General features: G+C 38.8%; 15 protein-coding genes. 12 read left to right on the plus strand and 3 right to left on the minus strand.

Annotated features, from left to right (window positions below):
* Positions 1-310: 310 nt before the first annotated feature.
* The 3 genes from PALPR_RS16025 to lacZ all read left to right on the plus strand — a co-directional run bounded on the left by PALPR_RS16025 (position 311) and on the right by lacZ (position 7,704).
* On the plus strand, positions 311-2,518 hold the full coding sequence (locus PALPR_RS16025) for a glycoside hydrolase family 43 protein (protein ID WP_013443604.1): 2,208 nt from the start codon (positions 311-313) through the stop codon (positions 2,516-2,518).
* 56 nt (positions 2,519-2,574) lie between these two features.
* On the plus strand, positions 2,575-4,524 hold the full coding sequence (locus tag PALPR_RS00375; RefSeq protein ID WP_013443605.1) for an alpha-L-arabinofuranosidase C-terminal domain-containing protein: 1,950 nt from the start codon (positions 2,575-2,577) through the stop codon (positions 4,522-4,524).
* Between the two features lie 72 nt (positions 4,525-4,596).
* Entirely contained in the window at positions 4,597-7,704 is a 3,108-nt protein-coding gene (gene lacZ, locus PALPR_RS00380; protein ID WP_013443606.1) for a beta-galactosidase, LacZ type, read from the plus strand.
* A gap of 164 nt (positions 7,705-7,868) precedes the next feature.
* Here the strand turns inward: lacZ and PALPR_RS00385 are convergent, their stop codons facing one another.
* Together PALPR_RS00385 and PALPR_RS00390 are read right to left on the minus strand one after the other, a co-directional pair.
* Positions 7,869-9,509: an Ig-like domain-containing protein gene (locus tag PALPR_RS00385; protein WP_013443607.1), complete on the minus strand. Its 1,641-nt coding sequence runs from the start codon at positions 9,507-9,509 to the stop codon at positions 7,869-7,871.
* 124 nt (positions 9,510-9,633) lie between these two features.
* Positions 9,634-10,368, minus strand: coding sequence for a DUF6261 family protein (locus PALPR_RS00390; RefSeq protein ID WP_013443608.1), 735 nt, complete (start codon positions 10,366-10,368; stop codon positions 9,634-9,636).
* Positions 10,369-11,441: 1,073 nt separating this feature from the next.
* Between PALPR_RS00390 and PALPR_RS00395 the strand changes: the two genes are divergently transcribed.
* Together PALPR_RS00395 and PALPR_RS00400 are read left to right on the plus strand one after the other, a co-directional pair.
* Entirely contained in the window at positions 11,442-12,239 is a 798-nt protein-coding gene (locus PALPR_RS00395) for a sulfite exporter TauE/SafE family protein (protein WP_013443609.1), read from the plus strand.
* Positions 12,240-12,353: 114 nt separating this feature from the next.
* Positions 12,354-12,782, plus strand: a complete 429-nt coding sequence (locus PALPR_RS00400; RefSeq protein WP_013443610.1) for a hypothetical protein — start codon at positions 12,354-12,356, stop codon at positions 12,780-12,782.
* Between the two features lie 73 nt (positions 12,783-12,855).
* Here the strand turns inward: PALPR_RS00400 and PALPR_RS00405 are convergent, their stop codons facing one another.
* The gene (locus PALPR_RS00405; protein WP_013443611.1) at positions 12,856-13,185 is read right to left on the minus strand and encodes a hypothetical protein; all 330 of its coding nucleotides are present in this window, start codon (positions 13,183-13,185) and stop codon (positions 12,856-12,858) included.
* A 288-nt stretch (positions 13,186-13,473) separates the two neighbouring features.
* Here PALPR_RS00405 and PALPR_RS00410 point away from each other — a divergent pair, with 288 nt between their 5' ends.
* From PALPR_RS00410 to PALPR_RS00440, 7 genes are all read left to right on the plus strand, one after another.
* Positions 13,474-14,214, plus strand: a complete 741-nt coding sequence (locus tag PALPR_RS00410; RefSeq protein WP_013443612.1) for a winged helix-turn-helix transcriptional regulator — start codon at positions 13,474-13,476, stop codon at positions 14,212-14,214.
* A gap of 427 nt (positions 14,215-14,641) precedes the next feature.
* The gene (locus tag PALPR_RS00415) at positions 14,642-14,881 is read left to right on the plus strand and encodes a hypothetical protein (protein ID WP_013443614.1); all 240 of its coding nucleotides are present in this window, start codon (positions 14,642-14,644) and stop codon (positions 14,879-14,881) included.
* Positions 14,882-14,908: 27 nt separating this feature from the next.
* Positions 14,909-15,784 (plus strand): TraB/GumN family protein, encoded by an 876-nt coding sequence (locus tag PALPR_RS00420; RefSeq protein ID WP_013443615.1) that lies wholly within the window; start codon positions 14,909-14,911, stop codon positions 15,782-15,784.
* 332 nt (positions 15,785-16,116) lie between these two features.
* On the plus strand, positions 16,117-16,791 hold the full coding sequence (locus PALPR_RS00425; RefSeq protein WP_013443616.1) for an ABC transporter ATP-binding protein: 675 nt from the start codon (positions 16,117-16,119) through the stop codon (positions 16,789-16,791).
* A gap of 43 nt (positions 16,792-16,834) precedes the next feature.
* The gene (locus PALPR_RS00430; RefSeq protein ID WP_013443617.1) at positions 16,835-17,035 is read left to right on the plus strand and encodes a PLDc N-terminal domain-containing protein; all 201 of its coding nucleotides are present in this window, start codon (positions 16,835-16,837) and stop codon (positions 17,033-17,035) included.
* 61 nt (positions 17,036-17,096) lie between these two features.
* A complete protein-coding gene (locus PALPR_RS00435; RefSeq protein WP_013443618.1) occupies positions 17,097-18,356 on the plus strand; it encodes an ABC transporter permease in 1,260 nt (419 codons plus the stop codon).
* Positions 18,357-18,449: 93 nt separating this feature from the next.
* The gene (locus tag PALPR_RS00440; protein ID WP_013443619.1) at positions 18,450-19,700 is read left to right on the plus strand and encodes an ABC transporter permease; all 1,251 of its coding nucleotides are present in this window, start codon (positions 18,450-18,452) and stop codon (positions 19,698-19,700) included.
* The last annotated feature ends 11 nt before the right edge of the window (positions 19,701-19,711 follow it).

The following is a 19,711-nucleotide window of genomic DNA, read 5'->3' on the forward strand; positions in this document are numbered from 1 at the left end:
AGATATATACAAATTAAAAGCACGCAAATAGGTATTAGTTATTGAAAACAGGCAAGATGCTTTAATTTGATTGTAGGGCAGATTTATTTATATAAATCTGCCCTTTTTTCTTTTATCCAGATTGACGTCTGAAAGTTAGTATCTAACAGCTCATTCTACGTGTTTTACCTGATTTCCGACTTTAATAGTTGATTATTGAACTTCAATTATAATGAGAAATCGTATTTTTGTAAAGTAATGAGGAGTCAATCATTTAGTTTGATCATAAAGAACACATAAAGATAATTCCAATCTCTAAATCCAATCAAAAATGTATTTAAAAAAAATCAAGTTTTTTCTCTGCCTGAGCCTTGTATTAGGCTGTTTAAGCACTGTTCAAGCAGAACAATTATCAATCCCGAAGAATTCAAGAAAGAAAATTTCTACGGTAAAAGCGAAGGATAAAACCAGTGCTTACCTTTTTGTATACTTTACCGGAAATCGGAAAGAGGAAGAGCAAATCCGGTTTGCGTTGAGTAGCGATGGATATAACTTCAAAGCGCTGAATCAGGATAATCCGATTATTAGCTCGCAGAAGATCAGTCTGAGCGGTGGCGTTCGCGATCCACATATTCTACGCTGCGAGGATGGCAAAACTTTTTATATGGTTGTTACCGATATGACCTCAGACAAAGGTTGGGATTCCAATCGAGGCATAGTACTTCTGAAATCGACCGATTTAGTAAACTGGACTTCTGCCACCGTACATATTCCTACCGTTTTTTCTAAAGAATTTGGTAATGTGCTGCGTGTGTGGGCTCCACAAACAATCTATGACCCATCGGTGGGTAAGTATATGGTTTACTTCTCGATGTTGAAAAGCGAAAAAGGAGACTATGATAAGATTTACTATTCTTACGCCAATAAAGATTTTACGGCACTGGAAACCATCCCTAAACAGTTATTTTTCAATCCCAATAAAACTTCGTGTATTGATGGAGATATTGTAAAAGCTTTTGGACAATATCATCTGTTTTACAAAACCGAAGATACGGAGAAGGGTATCAGAAAAGCCGTAGCCGATAAACTAACCGACGAATGGAAATCGGTGGGTGGTATGATGCAACAAACTACCAGCCCGGTAGAAGGAGCCGGAGTTTTTAAGCTGAACAACTCCAATGATTGGGTGCTGATGTACGACATGTATACCAGCGGAAAGTATCAGTTTACCAAAAGTACTGATCTGGAGCATTTCAAAGTCATTGATCAAGATGTTACTATGGACTTTCATCCCCGCCATGGAACTGTGCTGCCCATTACAGCCGATGAAGTAGCCCGGTTAACCAATAAATGGGTAAGCGTTTCGTCTGTATTCGAATCGGCAAAAGCAAAAGGACTGAAGAAAATCAATATCGTAGTGGATACGGTTGCCAAAAAGGTTTGTTTACCTGTTGAACCAGCCACTAATTTAAGTCTGTTCAAACCTGAATTGAATAGCTTTCCGGGAGTTAGTGTTAAGCCAAGCGGTGCTGCAGATTTTAGTAAGGGAGCGGTAAAATATACAGTGAAGATAGGAGGAAAGAAATCGGAAACATATACGGTTGAAGCAGTCAAAAACCATAATCCGGTGCTGAACGGTTACTATGCCGATCCGGAGATTCTGTATTCGAAGAAAACAGGTAAGTACTATATTTATCCAACCAGCGATGGATTTACCGGCTGGTCTGGAACGTATTTTAAATGTTTCTCGTCTGATAATTTAGTAGATTGGACTGACGAAGGCAAAATTATTCAATTAGGTAAAGATGTTAGCTGGGCCAATCGCAACGCCTGGGCTCCATGTATTGAGGAAAAGAAAGTTAACGGACAATATAAATACTTCTACTATTTTTCTGCAGCTCAAAAAATTGGTGTGGCTGTTTCCGATAGTCCTACAGGACCCTTTGTTGATCTGGGTAAACCATTGATTGATAAACATCCTAACGGAATAAACTATGGGCAGGAAATAGATGAAGATGTATTCACTGATCCTCAAACAGGTAAAAGTTATTTGTATTGGGGAAATGGTTATATGGCTGGTGCCGAACTGAACGATGATATGACTTCCATAAAGCCGGAAACTGTTACCATATTGAAACCGGATAATACCTATCGCGAAGGTACTTATGTATTCTATCGTAAAGGCATTTATTATTTTATGTGGTCGGAAGACGATACCCGCAGCGAAAATTATCGGGTACGTTATGCTACTTCTACTTCGCCTTTGGGTGCATTCACTATTCCGAAAGATAATTTGGTAATTGCCAAAGACCCAAAAGCCGGCATTTACGGAACAGGACATAACTCGGTGCTTCAGATTCCAGGAAAAGATGAATGGTATCTTGTGTACCACCGCTTCAATTACCCGAAAGGAATTACGCAGGGCGATGCAGCCGGTTATAGCCGCGAAGTATGTATCGACAAAATGGAGTTTAGCGCCGATGGTGGTATCAAACAGGTTATACCTACACACAAAGGAATAGATCCTGTAAAGTTGTGATAATTACACAATATATCAACTCTCAATCTTAATCAACTAAAACACGTATAATAATCATGAAAAACCGCCTCTTCACTCTCGCGTTTGTACTGGGAGTCATTTGCCCTGCACATTCCCAACAGAGAAAAAACATTAGCTCCAAAGCTATCAGCCCCGATTTGATTGGTGTATTTTTCGAAGACATCAATTATGCTGCCGATGGTGGATTGTATGCCGAGCTGATTCAAAACAGGTCGTTTGAATATAGCCCGACAGATCATGGAGGTTGGAATTCATTTACCGCCTGGGAATATATTACTCAGGGTTATGGTTATGGAGCTCTTTCAGTAGAAACAACTTCGCCTGTACATCCAAATAATCCGCACTATGCAGTGCTCAAAGTAGAAGAAGTTGGTCAGGAAGGTATTGGGTTGAAGAACTCAGGCTTCGATGGTATTCCTGTAAAAGCTGGAGAGAAATATAATTTCTCAGTTTTCATTGCCCAACAGGATGGTAGTTCAATGCCAATGCAGGTCAAATTGCTAAACAAAAAAGGAGAAACAATCGGCGAAACAACCTTCACCACTACCTCCAAAGACTGGAAGAAATATACAGCCACTATCACCGTTACTCAAAGCCAGGATAGTGCGAGTCTGGTGTTATTGGCCAAAGCAAAAGGAAAAATTGCCATCGATATGGTTTCACTTTTCCCGCAAAATACCTTCAAAAACAGAGTAAACGGACTTCGTGCCGATTTAGCACAAACCATTGCCGACTTGAAACCTAAATTTATGCGTTTCCCGGGCGGTTGTCTGGTGCATGGTGACGGACTGGGCAATATGTATCGTTGGAAAAACACCATTGGGCCGGTAGAACAACGCGTGGCTCAGAAAAACATTTGGGGTTATCATCAAACAGCCGGTTTAGGCTATTTCGAATATTTTCAGTTTTGCGAAGATATGGGAGCTAAACCTCTTCCTGTTGTTCCTGCCGGCGTAAGTTGTCAGAATTCAGGCGGAACATGGCGCATTGGTGGAACCGGACAAAAAGGAATTCAACTCAACGAGATGCCGGATTATGTTCAGGAGGTATTAGATCTGATAGAATGGGCAAATGGTCCAGTTACTTCCACCTGGGGAGCCAAAAGAGCAGCAGCAGGACATCCAAAACCTTTCCATCTGGAATATGTGGGCATTGGCAACGAGGATAAGATTACTCCGGAATTTAAAGAGCGTTTTAAAATGATTCACGACGTGGTAAAAGCCAAACATCCAGAGATTACAGTAATAGGAACCGTAGGTCCTGCACCCGATGGAGAAGATTTTGAACTGGGATGGAAGTTTGCCAACAAAGAAAATGTACCGATGGTGGATGAACATTACTACATGAAACCCGAATGGTTTCTTGCCAACCAGAAGCGCTATGATACTTACGATCGTTTGAAATCAAAAGTATATTTGGGTGAATATGCTTCGTGGGGAAACAGTCTGTTCAATGCCATTGCCGAAGCAGCTTATATGACTTCGCTGGAACGCAACGGTGATGTGGTGCGTCTTTCATCTTATGCTCCTTTGTTGGCCAAAGCAGGACATACGCAATGGAACCCCGATATGATTTATTTCAACAACACCACCATCTATCGCACGGCTAATTATTATGTTCAGCAGTTATTCTCTACCAACGAAGGTGATATGTATCATTCAAATGTAGTAACACCCGCCATCAACAAAGCAGATACAGCATTAGCTTACTCTTGTGTACGCAACAGTAAAACAGGCGATGTGATTCTCAAATTGGTGAACAGCAGTAAGGTGGAAAAATCGTTCAACGTAAATTTGTCGCAGTTCAAAGGAATAGGCACAAAAGCCGTTGTTACTATACTCACTGGAGATGCCACAGTTGAGAATAGCTTTGAAACACCGGATAAAGTAAAACCGGTTACTTCCAACTTCAAAGCTGCAAGGAACTTTACATATACTGTTCAACCTATGTCATTAACCGTGATCAACGTAAAAGGAAACCGGTAGCATTATATCGGTTGGTTCAACATTTGGTTGAATAAAATGATAACAAATAAATAATTCATAATTGACATACAAATGAATAAAAAACTAATTATTGGTGGTTTGTTGGCAGCTATGTTTTTATCGGTTAGCGCCGAGAACAAACTTGTTTCAAATGACTGGGAAAATCCGGCTGTTTTTCAGATTAACCGGGAGCCGGCACGTGCCACTTTTCTGCCTTTTGCTGATAAGCAATCAGCTGTTGCTGATATTTATGAAAATTCTCCATGGTTCTGCTCGCTAAATGGAAACTGGAAGTTTCAGTGGTCACCTACTCCCGACCAACGCCCAAAGGATTTTTATAAAACAGATTTTAATGTGGCTAACTGGAAGGAAATTCAGGTGCCATCCAACTGGGAATTGAAAGGTTACGGAGTACCTATTTATACGAATAGTACCTACCCGTTCCCTGTTAATCCACCTTATATTGATCATTCGGATAATCCGGTAGGGTCTTATAGGCGCTATATTGATTTACCTGCAAGTTGGAACGGTCGTCGTGTGTATCTTCACTTCGAAGGTGGTACATCGGCCATGTATATTTGGGTAAACGGACAAAAGGTGGGTTATTCCGAAAATACAAAAAGTCCCTGCGAGTTTGATATAACCAAATACGTAAAATCCGGGAAAAACCTTGTGGCAGTGGAAGCTTATCGCTGGAGTGATGGCTCGTACCTCGAAGATCAGGACTTTTGGCGTATTTCGGGTATAGACCGCAACGTTTATTTATATAGCACCCAGCAGATACGTATTGCTGATTTCTTCGCTCATCCGGAGTTGGATGCTGCCTATAAAAACGGTACGTTGGCAGTAGATGTTACATTAAGCAATTATAATAAATCGGCTAAGAGTGCTGAAGTTGAAGCTTCTCTGCTTGACGCTACAGGAAAAGAAATATTTAGTCAAAATCTGAAAATAAAAACTCCTGCCGATGGTAAAAAAGAGGCTACGCTGACTAGTGCGGTTTCTTCTCCTAACTTATGGAGTAGTGAAACGCCCTATCTGTATACTTTGGTGTTGTCGTTGAAAGATGAAAATGGGAAATTTATCGAAACAGTTTCAAGTAAGATCGGTTTCCGCAAGGTTGAACTTAAGGATGGGCAGTTGCTGGTAAATGGAAAACGTATTATGGTTCATGGAGTGAATATGCATGAGCACAACCCGATTACCGGACATTATCAGGATCTTGCCACTATGATGAAGGATATTCGGATGATGAAACAGCATAATATCAATGCTGTGCGTTGTAGCCACTATCCGCAAAACATCCAATGGGTAAAACTATGTGACAAATACGGTATTTATCTGGTTGATGAAGCGAATATCGAAAGTCATGGCATGGGCTATGGTAAAGAAAATATGGCCTTCGACCCGGCCTGGGATGGAGCGCACATGGCCAGAACCGTAAGTTTGGTGGAACGCGATAAAAATTCACCTGCTGTAATTCTTTGGTCGCTCGGCAATGAATGTAGTAATGGTGATGTGTTCTTTAAAACATATAAATGGATTAAAGAACGTGATAAATCGCGCTTGGTACAGTTTGAACAAGCTCATGAAAAAGAAAACACCGATGTGGTATGCCCCATGTATCCAAGCATCAGGTATATGAAAGAATATGCAGCGCGTGAAAACGTAAAACGTCCGTTTATTATGTGCGAGTATGCTCATGCTATGGGAAATAGTTCCGGAAACTTTAAGGAGTACTGGGACATCATCCGTGGAAGTAAAAATATGCAGGGAGGTTTTATTTGGGACTGGGTAGATCAGGGATTTGAAGTGACCGATGAAGCCGGACGCAAATACTGGGCTTATGGTGGTGATATGGGTAGTCAAAACTATACGAATGACGAAAACTTTGATCACAATGGATTAGTATTCCCAGACCGTATTCCGCATCCGGGCTTAATGGAAGTGAAGAGATTTTATCAGGACATCTACTTTAAGGCGGAGCATCCTGAAACTGGTCTGATTACTGTAGCCAATGAATTTCATTATACCAATCTTCAGAACTACGAATTCAACTATGAAGTGTTGAAAAACGGCGAAGTGATCAAAACCGGTTCGTTTGATTTGGATGTAGCTCCCGAATCGGAAAAAGAAGTAAAACTGGCTTTGCCCGAGATGTCCGCTGCTGATGGAGTAGAGTATTTGTTGAATGTTTTTGCAACCACACGTGTAGGTACCGAAGTTATCCCGCAAGGTCATGAGGTAGCGCGCGAACAATTTAAACTGGGTGTAGGTAACTATTTCGTAAAACAGTCTGCTGCAGGAACGGTAAAACTAACCGATGAAAAAGAGCGTATCACCATGTCTGCCGGAGGGGTAAGTGTTTCTATCAATAAACTGTCGGGACTTATGGACGGATATCAGTTTGCCGGCAAGGGGTATTTTAATCAAAAGCCAACTCCTAATTTCTGGCGTGCTCCAACCGATAATGACTTCGGAAATGGGATGGAACACAAATGCAATATCTGGAGGGTAGCCGGAAGCAATACTTCGATTAAAAATATTGCAGCCAAAGAAGAAAATGGCAAGGTTACTGTCACTGCCGATCTATATTTACGAGACGTAGCATCAGACTATCAGATTGTTTATACCATGAGTGGCGATGGCGAGTTGGCGGTAAATGTATCGTACAAAGCAGGAGCAAACGAATTACCTGAAATGCCTCGTTTTGGTATGATTATGTCGCTTGATAAAGAGTTTGAAAACTTCGCGTATTATGGACGCGGACCGTGGGAGAATTATGCCGATCGTAACAATGCATCTTTGATAGGTATTTATAATAGTAAGGTATCCGATCAGTATGTTCCTTACACTCGTCCGCAAGAGAACGGTTACAAAACCGATCTTCGTTGGTTGACGCTGACGAACAATGATGGTAAAGGTATTCGGATTGAAGGATTACAACCAATTTGTGCCAGTGCATTGCAAAACTGGCCGGAAGATTTTGATCCGGGACTATCAAAAAAATACCGTCATACAAACGATATTACTCCTAATCGCGATGAAGTTATTTTATCAGTAGACCTTGCTCAGCGCGGTGTAGGTGGCGACAACAGTTGGGGTGCTTATCCGCACGAGCAATATCTGTTGAAAGCAAAAGAATATAAGTATGGATTTTTGATAAAACCCGTAAGGTAGATTGCTATCAAAGAAAAAACGTGAATTTATAGAGGTATATAATCACGTTGTTTAGTGACGAAACGGTCGGAATTTAAAAGTTCCGACCGTTTTTATTTATTACCAGCATCAGCAGTGGAACATCCAACGCTAATTTCGCTACGGCGAACAAGGGCTTTAATCCATTACTCAAAAACAGGATAACCATTATTTACATCCGCGCTAACTTTCCACCTTTTTAAACTGATGCCATTAAATGTAGGGTTAGCGCTAACATAGGCATTGAGCAAATCAACCGGCTGGGCCGATAAGTTGAAGCCATGCAATTTAGTATCTGAGAAATCCGTTACTGTTACATTGGTACGGTCATTCACTTTTACGACCACAGATGTGGCAGCGTAGTTGTTTTTCGCAGAGGCCGAAGCAGAAAACATACTACAAATGCGGGCAGCATAACCTTTTGCAGATGCATCTAAACTTTCAGGCACTGCAGAAACCTTACTATTCAAAGCAATACAATTGCTTATGTTACCAAATATAGTTGCTGCTATTCCGCCGGCATAACCCGTATAAGATATGGGAGGAGTACTACTGGAGGAACCTTCGAAACCATAAATAACTCCTGATGCATAACAATTCGTTATATCAGATCCTTCACCTGCAATGCCGCCTGAATAAATTCCGCTGATATTTCCTACAGAATAACAATTGACAATACTTCCCACATTGTAACCTGCAATACCGCCTGATAGAGTATTTGGTTGCCAAGGTAATACAGCATTTGTAGAATAACAATTAACGATTGCTCCAATGCTATATCCAACAATACCACCAGCATATTTTATTGTATAACCTGTTTCCCCTTTTGAATAGCAATTAGAAATTGTCCCTATTATATATCCGGCAATGCCACCTGCATAACCCGCCGGATCACCACATTTTTTAATATAAGATACACTTCCAGAGTTATAGTGGCAATTTGTAATCACTGTTGTTATAGTTCCGTATCCAATAATTCCACCGACAGTGCATCTTCCATCATATTTAGAATCAGCACCTGTCATGTCTCCGCTAGAATTGCAATTAGTAATAGTTCCTGAACCATAAGCTGCAATACCTCCTACATAATAATTGCCGGAACTTTTTCCGTCAATTATCTGATTCCATGCAATACTTATGTTTTTAATTTCAGCTCCATTAATAGTCCCAAAAAATCCTGCATATCTTAATGTGTCAGGATAATAATAATATTCATCTATGCTTCCAATATGCATATTATTGATAGCTTTTCCATTTCCATCAAAGCTCCCTTTAAATGTAGCTGCTGCTGTATTTCCGATAGGAGTCCAATTACTCGTTTTCTCTTTCGAGAAATCCAAATCAGCCATTAGTTTATAGGCTTTGTTGCCATAAACATCATTTTTTGTATTTATGCTGTCTCTTATCGCTTTTAAATCGTCAACGGTGTAAATAAGATACGGATTTGAAGCCGATCCGTCACCTTTGTACGTTACGGTTACCTTGCATTGAGTAGTTACGTTGTTGGTATTGGAAATAATTCCGATGGTTGCAGTTCCCCGGCCTATAGCTTTAATTTTACCTTTATTATCCACCGTGGCAACGCTGGTATTAGACGATGTCCATGTACAAGTAGGAACAGTGGCACTAGCCGGTATGCAGGATATGGTTAGCGTTAAACTATCGCCTATAGGAAGTAAAGCGGTAGTTTGAGACGGTGTTATTTGTGTTATCTCTATAACATCTTCTTTAGAACAAGAAGAAAATAGTAACAGGCTGAAAAAACAGAAGAAAGTAATTTTTTTCATTTGACATTTGTATTTAGAATTTTATGGGTTATTGCCCGGAAAATCAACAACCGTGATAATTATTTATACAATTTTCCCCTGCCACTTTATTCTTGCGTCAGGGGAAAACTGATTATATTGGGGCCTATGCACTTGGCGCAGCATCTTTATCTTTGCCGCCCGACTGTAGAGCATGATACCTTTTGCGGAGCATGTCCATTTTTATAAACAGTTCCTGTATGGCCGGATTCGGAGTAAAGTTGACTGCTTGTTCGATAATGTTGCAAAAGCGATTGTAACTGTCGGTAGCAGCCGGGCGAAGGTCCGAACCCGATGGTTCTTGTTTTCCTTCTTCCAGTTCCCGGGCTTTAAATGTAGTTTTCAAATTGGCATTATTTGCATCCAGTTCGTTCATTAGCATATCAATGCTAATTGTTTGACCGGCCATTACCAACAGAGGGTTGGCACGATACTGCAACACCAATTTTTCAGTCTGGTCTATCTGATCGCCAATGGGGCCTTTGGTAATATCCCAGTTGGGTTTGAGGAAAAATTGCAGGTCGGTGGCTGCCTTTTTCCGTTGTTCGATGCGCGATGAACTCTCGAATACGACTGTTTTCTTTATTTCTGCATAACCGTCTACGCATACTTTTCTTTCCAGATTCACCTGGTCGGTAAGTTGACTTTTCTTCGAACGGTTTGTTTGAGCCCTGAATGCTCTGCCCGTTTGTTCCAGTTCGGTTAAGGCAACATTGGCCATTTCACCAATTTCATTTCTCACCAATAGCGCATCGTCTATGGTAAGGTTAAACAATGCCGCTGCGTCTTCAATAGTTAGACGATTTGGGGAGACATTTGAAAGTTTTTGTTTTTGTTCCATTTTTTCATTTTTATAGTTAGTATTAAAAAGATTTTAAAGGTTTGCCGATTTTGTTCTTTTCACGGCGATGAAAGTTCCAAATCAGTCATCGGGAAGCTTTTTACAGCGATGAAAGCTCCAAATTTGTTGATTTAGTTCTTTTCGCAGCGATGAAAACACTAAAACAGTCGTCGGGAAGATTTTCACAGCGATGAAAATTCCAAATCAGTAGTTTTGATTCTTTTTTCAGCGATGAAAATACCAAAATAGTGATGGGGTACATTCCGAGAATTATGAAAAACACCCCGAATGACATATTTGAGTAAAAAATCGGTATGTAAAAGAGCGTAATAAACAGCCAGACAAAAAATGAATAAAAACAATGTTTTTTTGTCTTTCGATTGCAAATATAAATAACTTAATTTATCTAAGAAATAAATTATCGAAATATTTTCTCTTTGTAAAGGAAAAAATTTGAGTTGTTATATCAAAACCTTTTAAACATGGCTTTAACAGAAAAAAAGAAACAGATAGGCGAAGTGGATTCATAACACTGCACTGTAGGCGAGATGGATACAGCAGATATTGTATGGTGGTTATAGCGGTTTTTCTGTGGTTGAATAGTAATAAGAGTCGGTCGTACAATGGGTTTAATAACAAGAATCCTCCATTCCAGACAGGATAAACAAATGTTTTGGCTATTTTTGCAGACCTTGTGTGGTAATGCTTGAACAGGTTAAGTAGTTGCTAATATTTAATGCTATGTTTTTACCACAATAGAACACATAGAAATCATGAGAGAAAAAGACTTAGGTCACATAGTAAAAGTATCTGACGATACTCTTGCTTAGTCTGAAATTATCCCGTATTCGGGATAATGCTATGTGTTCTTAGTTTTATATCTCCTATTTAAGTAATAATAAATAATTACTGATATGTTATTCTGAAATAACATTCAGAGAATAAGACTTGTAACTCGTAACTAAATACTCGTAACTACTTAAAACTAGTGTGAACTATGTGACAAAAAACATATTATCAATAATTATTTACTTACCTATCTCTTCACAGGATTATAAAATAATAAAGCATACATGAATTTCGTACAGTTATTTTCGGATTATTCGTTGATTACAATCGTTTCGTTGGTGGTGCTGTCGTTCGTGGCGGGGTTTATCGACGCCGTAGTGGGAGGGGGCGGATTAATACAGATTCCGGCACTGCTTATCAGCTTGCCCAATCAGCCTTTGGCCACCGTTTTCGGCACCAACAAGATAGCGTCTTTGTCGGGCACCTCGGTGGCTGCTTATCAGTATTCGCGGCGTGTCCGGTTCGATTTTAGGCTGTTGCTGGTTATTGCCGCTTTTTCGTTTGTGGCATCGTACGTAGGAGCCAAAACCGTAAGTCTGATAAATGTCGATACGCTGAAACCCATTGTGTTGGTAATACTTATCTTGATTGCCGTTTACACGTTTATGAAAAAAGACCTGGGTTCGCTTCCCTCACGGACGCTGAGTACCCGCAGGCAGCTTGTTTTCGGGTCGCTGATAGGGATGGTAGTGGGTTTTTACGACGGGTTTTTCGGACCCGGCACGGGCAGTTTTTTTGTGCTGGGCTTTGTGGTTATACTGGGTTTCGAGTTTCTGACGGCTTCTGCGTATGCTAAAATCATCAATTGCATAACCAATATATCTGCATTGATAGTTTTTGTGCGTCAGGGCAATTTTTTGCCCGGCATTGCTTTGCTCATGGCAGTTTTCAATGTGCTGGGCAGCGTGACGGGTAGCCGCATGGCGCTGAAAAAAGGCAATGGCTTTATCCGCGTGGTGTTTTTGGTTATCGTGTCGATAATGATTTTGCGTTATGCTTACGATGTTTTTCTAAAACAATGAAGCGGGTGCTAAACTTTGAGTCCATCAAAACGTTCTATCGATGTACTTTTATAGGTACACCGGCCTGCCAAGGCTGTTTTTTTTCATGATAGTTCATTTAAATAAATCCGGCTTATGTATATTGCTATAAAACATGTTCATTCTTTTATTGCCTTGCTTAGTTTGCTGTTGCTTGTGGCATCCGTTTTTTACAACAGCTACGGGTGGGTAGCCCGTAAACCTTTTTCCAAAACCAATAAATTGATGGCGCTGTTGGGCTTAATTGCCGTTCACACGCAGTTTCTTATCGGGCTGTTGCTTTACTTTGTGTCGCCGCTGGGGCTTAGCAATTTTTCGGGCGAGGCAATGAAAAATTCCGTGTCACGTCTGTATATTCTGGAGCATCCGTTGGTTATGATTGTGGCGTTGGTACTTATAACGGTGGGCTACTCCAAACTAAAACAACCCTCGACTGATGCCTTGAAATTTAAGCGGGTGGTTACTTTATATTCTTTGGGTTTAGTATTGATCCTTTCGCGTATCCCGTGGAGCATGTGGTTGTAGAACTACTGTGCCCGGCATAAGAAAAGCTGCAAATTTATATTTTGCAGCTTTTTTATCTCCTAGCGCTAACGGCTTAATTACCAATTTTCTTGCTGGTTTCGTTTAGCTGTTTGTTCAGTATCACCTGATCTTTTTTAGTCAGGTGCCCGTTGTGATCTTTTCTCATCTGCCTTTTTTCCTGATTGATGGCCGACAGATCTTTACGGATTTCGCGCGCTTCCTTGTGAGTAAGGTCACCTTCTTTTCTTTCTTCAATAATTCTTTTTTCCTGATTGTCTATCCTCTTGTTCACCTGATTTACGCGAGGATGATTCTTGATGTTCGTACGTTGTACTCCGGGTCCCTGTGCGTAGGCAGCTAAACCAATACCGGCTGCCAATACGGCGATAATTAACTTTTTCATAACGTTTCTTTTTTTAGTTGTAATGAAGCAATTGATTTATTTGTGAGGATAAATTCAAATGTTGTGCCAAAAAAATAGGCTTTTATTCATTTTTATACCTGCTCATATACTTTAAGTTTTGTATAAAATCTTATTCTAACAAATGAGAGGTTATGACCGTTAAATGTTATTTTCGTTTGTATTTTGTCAATAAATTTGATTGTTTAAAAAAATGTATGTATATTTGAAACGAAATTTGAATTAACAAACAGACTTGATATATAATTGTAACAAAAAAGACACACTATTATGGTTGAAGAGAAATTAAAAGTTTTATTGTCCGAAAAAAATGAAGATTTAGGATTTGTGATAAGTGATTATCTGGGACGCAAAAATTTTGAAGTCGATTTAGTGACTGCAGCTGAACTTGATTCAAATGAGGCTATATTGACTGATGTTAAGTACAACATTTACATTCTTGATGCAACTATTTTCACTGCCAAGGGTTTTGGAGCGATAGATAAAGTTCATGAAGAAAATAGCGAAGCCATTGTAGTATTGACAAAGCCAAATTCGCTTAGTCTGGACAGACTGTATGTTGAAAATGAGATTATCCTTTCAAAACCATTTGGTGTGCATGATCTTGTATCGGCTATCGGTACCAAAAAAAGATCGAAAGGCTATATTCAGAAGAGAGGCAGCATGAAGCGCGAAAGACAGAATGTGGTGAATACTACTACTTATATGATTGGTAATTATAAGTTTGAGGTGCAAAAATTCAGACTTTCCATCGACGATCGTACTATGGAACTTACTACCAAAGAAGCTTCTTTGTTACTGCTTATTGTTGAACATGCCAATAGCTTCGTAGATCGCAACTATATTCTTGAAAAACTTTGGAAAACATCCAAAGAAGATTACGGTGCAAAAAGAAGTATGGATGTTTATCTTTGCAAGCTACGTCAGTATCTGAAAGATGATCCGGATATCTATATCATTAATATTCACGGAAAAGGATACAAGTTTATTGCTCCGGTAACACTTGTGTAAATAACTAAACACGATATTATAAGCGGGTTGACTCTGAAAAGTGAGTCAACCCGCTTTTTTTTATCACATACTTCGATGCATTGAATGCTCAAATCTCCACATTTTTATACCGTTTTTTGTCTGAAAATATTATTAAACGTAATTTAAATTTACACATTAATGTAATTGTCATGAAATCAGCGATATATGATAATGAAAAATGCATCAAATATTTATCTTAAAACTTGGATGTTATGAATTTTGTAGTTAATTTTGGCGTGTATTGTTTCATATAAAAAGCAAATTGCTGAAATTGATTATAATTTGATTTTGCGTTGCGCTGTTTTGTTGTAATTGTTTTGTTTGAATACGCTGTTTGTTGATGTTGCTTTTTAGGGTAGAAGCGGTACATTTTTGGTCATGAAATTAATAATCTAACTTATATCTTATGAATCTAATCAAAAATCTAACTTATGTGGAAAAACTCCACGAGCTCATTGTCCAGCAAAAAACAGGATCGCCAAAAGAATTGGCCGAAAAATTAGGTATAAACCGTGCCAAACTGTACGTGCTGATTGACGAACTGAATGCTTTGAATATGCATGTGCAGTATTCCCGGAAGTATCAGACCTTTTATTATCAACGAGATGAAAACGAGGTCATAACCAACAACATTTCTATGAATTAATAACCCTCTCTTAATACATCCAATTACATGAAAAGAAAATTGATTCTCGTGGCGTTTATCGCCTTATTCTCAGTATTTAATATCTGTGCGCAGTTACTATGGAAAGTTTCAGGAAACGGATTGACCAAACCCAATTATCTGTTTGGAACGCATCATTTAATTGAAAAGGAGCAAATTAATAACTTTGATAAAATTCTTGCATTGGCTGCTCAGTCTGATGCTGTTGTAGGCGAATTAGATATGTCGGATATATTGTCGATGCAGACCAAGATAATGCAGAGTGCCATGATGCCCGGAAAAAATATAAAGGATATGATATCCACAGCCGATTATGCAATAGTGGATACGGAGCTGAAACAATTATTGGGCGCAGGTTTAGAACAATTGGGAGTTCTTAAACCGATGATGTTGCAGACGCTGTTTGTCACAACAGTATATTTGAAATCGCAGAACCTAACCAAACAGCCCGAAGCAGTTGATATATTGTTTCAGAAGGCTGCCAGGGACAATGCTAAAGCAGTCGTAGGTCTGGAAACGGTAGAGCAACAGGCGGCTATTATGTTTGATTCGTTGCCTTTCAACCGTCAAGCTGAAGTGCTGGTTAAATCCGTAAAAGAAAAGCAAAAAGGAATAGAGCTTCTGAAGCGTTTGAACGTGGCTTATCTTGCCGGTAATCTGATTGAAATTGCTAAGATAGACAAAGAGGATGATGACATGACTCCAGCCGAAAGAAGGCCAATCTATGAAGGACGAAATTTAAAATGGGCTGGTCAGTTGCCTGTGTTATTCAAAAAGCAATCTTGTTTTGTAGCAGTAGGTTGTATGCATTTGGTAGGCGAAACGGGATTAATAGCCCAACTAAAGAAAGCTGGTTTTAAAGTTGAACCGGTAATTCTTCAATAAATTCGGACTGGATATATTCAAGTTCAGGCAATTACACGATAAAATAGCTGTTTTGTGATTCTGAGTAAGAGAAACAAAATAGCTTTTTTTATTAATTGTTGTTAATCTATAATCTTTTTTGATTGTTGTAAACGTCTAATAATAAATAAATTGATTTAATTCAAATTAATTTTTTATTTGAAAATACAGTACTATGTATTGCATGGTACTATAAAACCCTCTATATTTGCACCATGATTATATTAGTCTGTGGTCTACCGTCAAAAGTCAGCTGAACAAGCGTTAGTACTTTTATATTTAAACTCAATAATTTTCAAATACATAATATACGAATGATTACACTTAAAAACATCAACAAAACGTACGACATGGGTCAGGCTTCGTTGCACGTTCTCAAAGGGATTGATTTACATATTTCGGAAGGAGAATATGTGTCGATAATGGGGGCATCCGGTTCAGGGAAGTCAACGTTGCTAAATATTCTGGGTATATTAGATAATTATGATAAGGGTGAATACTATTTAAATAATAAACTGATTAAAGATTTATCGGAAAAGCAGGCTGCTGTTTATCGTAACGAGATGATTGGTTTTGTTTTTCAATCGTTCAACCTGATAAATTTCAAGAATGCGCTGGAAAATGTAGCTCTGCCATTATATTACAAGAATATTAGTCGTAAAAAGCGTAATATTATTGCTATGGAATACCTGGACAGAATGGGGTTAAGAGATTGGGCACATCATATGCCTAACGAAATGTCCGGTGGTCAGAAACAACGTGTAGCCATAGCCAGAGCCATTATTTCCAAACCCCAAATACTGCTGGCTGATGAGCCGACCGGCGCATTGGACAGTGTAACTACAGTAGAAATGATGAAAGTGCTGGGTGATTTGAATGCTAATGGACTTACGACTATAATTGTAACGCACGAAAGATCGGTAGCCGATGAAACCAAATCGATAATACACATTAAAGATGGTTTGATCGAAAATATTGAGAGAAAATAATTCGGATATTAGTTTTCATAATAACAAATTAGAACACATTAAAATGGGATTCTTCAGCTTATTTTTAATTATTCCGTTGATCGTAATTCTAGCCCTGGCGCTACCAATTATTGCTATCATTGACATTCTCAGAAGCAAATTTCCGGGAAATGATAACCTGCTTATGATCCTGATTGTAATTTTTATACCATTTGGAGCTATTCTTTATTTCATTGTAGGTCCGTCAAGAAAACTGAAGGACTAAGCTGTTAAATGATTGATGTATTTTCAGGTGAGGCAACAAACAAACCATTAATTTTTACAACATGTTTACAATTAATTCTATACAAGAAATACTGGACAGCTTAAAACACAATAAGTTGCGTACCATACTCACCGGACTTTCGGTGTCGTGGGGTATATTTATTCTTATTGTGTTGCTGGGTGCGGGCAATGGATTGAAAAATGCTGTTATGTCGAATTTCAAAGACAGAGCAGCAACAAACAATGTACAAATTTATTCAGGTACATCTTCACTCCCCTTTATGGGCTTAAAAAGTGGCAGATCGCTTACTTTCGACAAAAGTCAAGTTAGCACTGTAAAAGATAATATGCTGGAGACAAGTGATCAGAGTGGAATTATAGAAAAGCAAATGACTATAACCAACAATAATGAATTTGGTAATTTCAGCATTAATGGTGTAGAGCCGTCTTATCAGAAAATTTTTAATTTAAAATTTGAATCCAATGGTGGTAGATTTATTAATCAGTTGGATAACAAGTCGAGCAATAAGGTAGTTGTGCTGGATAAAAAAATTGAAGATGTACTTTTTAAAGGAACGAGTGCTTTAGGTAAATACGTAAAAATAGGCTCTGTAATGTTCAAAGTAATCGGAATTAATACTAAGAAAGCCCGATTTGGAGATGGTCAAGCCTATATTCCTTTTAGCACAGCGCAGTATATTTTTAATCCGGATTTAAAGTTTCGAAATATAGCTATGACTGTAAATGGTCTGGAGAGTAAAGAATCGAATGATGACTTTAATAAAAGATTGAAAAAGACAATGTCACAAAGTTTGAGTTTCGATCCTAATGATACGCAGGCAATATACATTCGAAATGATCAAAGTGATTTTATCCAAACGATGAAGATATTTGGCGGTATAACTATTTTCGTTTCTGTAATTGGTATTTTCACTCTTATTGCAGGTATCGTAGGTGTCAGCAATATCATGTTGGTATCCGTAAAAGAAAGAACCCGGGAAATTGGTATTCGCAAAGCATTAGGTGCGCCTCCGGCTTCCATTTTGCAATCCGTCATTCTTGAAGCAATCATTATCACTTCTATATTTGGTTATATAGGAATGATGATGGGAATTGGGCTGACTGAGTTGGTGAATTTTATTATGATTAAGTCAACTGCTGCTACGCCGGATGCACCAACGATATTCAAAAACCCCACAGTGGAATTGTCCTATGTGTTGATTTCTACCGGTATCTTAATTCTTTCGGGCGTAATAGCCGGGTATATGCCTGCACGCAGGGCGGTGAGAATTAAACCGATTGAAGCTATGAGAGAAGAATAGTTCGACTAGAATTGTTGACTGGCAAATGTAAATTATTTATACGCAAGAATTTATCTAACACTATTAAGTGGTTCATAACTAATAATAAAGAATATGTTTGATTTAGATCGTTGGCAGGAAATATGGTTTACCATAACACACAATAAATCCCGAAGTTTTTTGACTGCATTTGGTGTCTTTTGGGGAATGTTCATGCTGGTTGTCATGGTGGGAGCCGGAGTTGCACTTCAACGGGGAATGAGCTCTGAAATTGAGGGTTTTGCAACCAACTCGTACTTCGTTTGGTCAGAGCAAACATCGGAACCTTATAAAGGATTTAAAAAAGGTCGCACATGGACTATGGAAAACGAAGATATTTCATTGTTGATCAATAAGGTACCTGAAATTCAATACCTGGCACCTGTACTTTTTGGAAGCGGTGGAACCAACAATGTTACCAGAAATGATAAGGCAGGAAGTTATGGTGTTAAAGGGAATTATCCTTCCTATAACCAAATTGACGAATGTAAAATGATTTACGGTAGGTATATTAATGATATTGATATTGCCGAAAAGCGGAAAGTCTGTGTCATTGGAGAGCGGGTATATGAAGTGCTGTTTCCAAATGGAGAAAATCCTATTGGGAAAAGTATTCAGGTAAATGGTATATATTTTCAGGTTGTAGGGGTCGGTAGGCATACTTCAAGTGTGATAAATATTGGAGGACGCACCGAAGAAACCGTTGTACTTCCGTTTAGTACAATGCAACAGGCATTTAATCAGGGGAAAACCGTACACTTTATGGCTGTAACTGCCAAGCCCGGAATTAAAGTGAAAGTCATTGAAGATAAGATCCGCAAAGTATTAAGTGAAAAACATAGCATTTCACCCGATGATAAAAAAGCAATAGGAGGCTTTAATATTGAAGATATTTTTACAATGTTTTTATATTTAGGGCTGGGAATTGCATTTCTAATATGGTTTGTAGGTTTGGGGACTTTATTTGCCGGAGCTGTCGGAGTAAGTAATATTATGATGGTGACAGTACGGGAAAGAACTAAAGAGATTGGCATACGTCGAGCATTGGGAGCAACTCCCAAAAATATAATAACTCAAATTCTGAGCGAAAGTATTATACTTACTTTAATAGCCGGTGTTGCCGGTATGATGGTTGGGGTAGGGATACTTTCAATAGTTGGTATATTGCTGAGCCAAGGTGATCAGTTCTTTAAAGATCCGCAAATTAGTTTTAGTGTAGCAATTGCAGCTCTGTTTATTTTACTTGTAATAGGAACTTTGGCCGGATTTATTCCTGCTAACAGAGCTATGAATATAAAACCAATAGAGGCTATACGTGAAGAATAATTTTATAAATA

The sequence above is a fragment of the Paludibacter propionicigenes WB4 genome, assembly GCF_000183135.1.
GTDB classification, from domain to species: Bacteria; Bacteroidota; Bacteroidia; order Bacteroidales; family Paludibacteraceae; genus Paludibacter; species Paludibacter propionicigenes.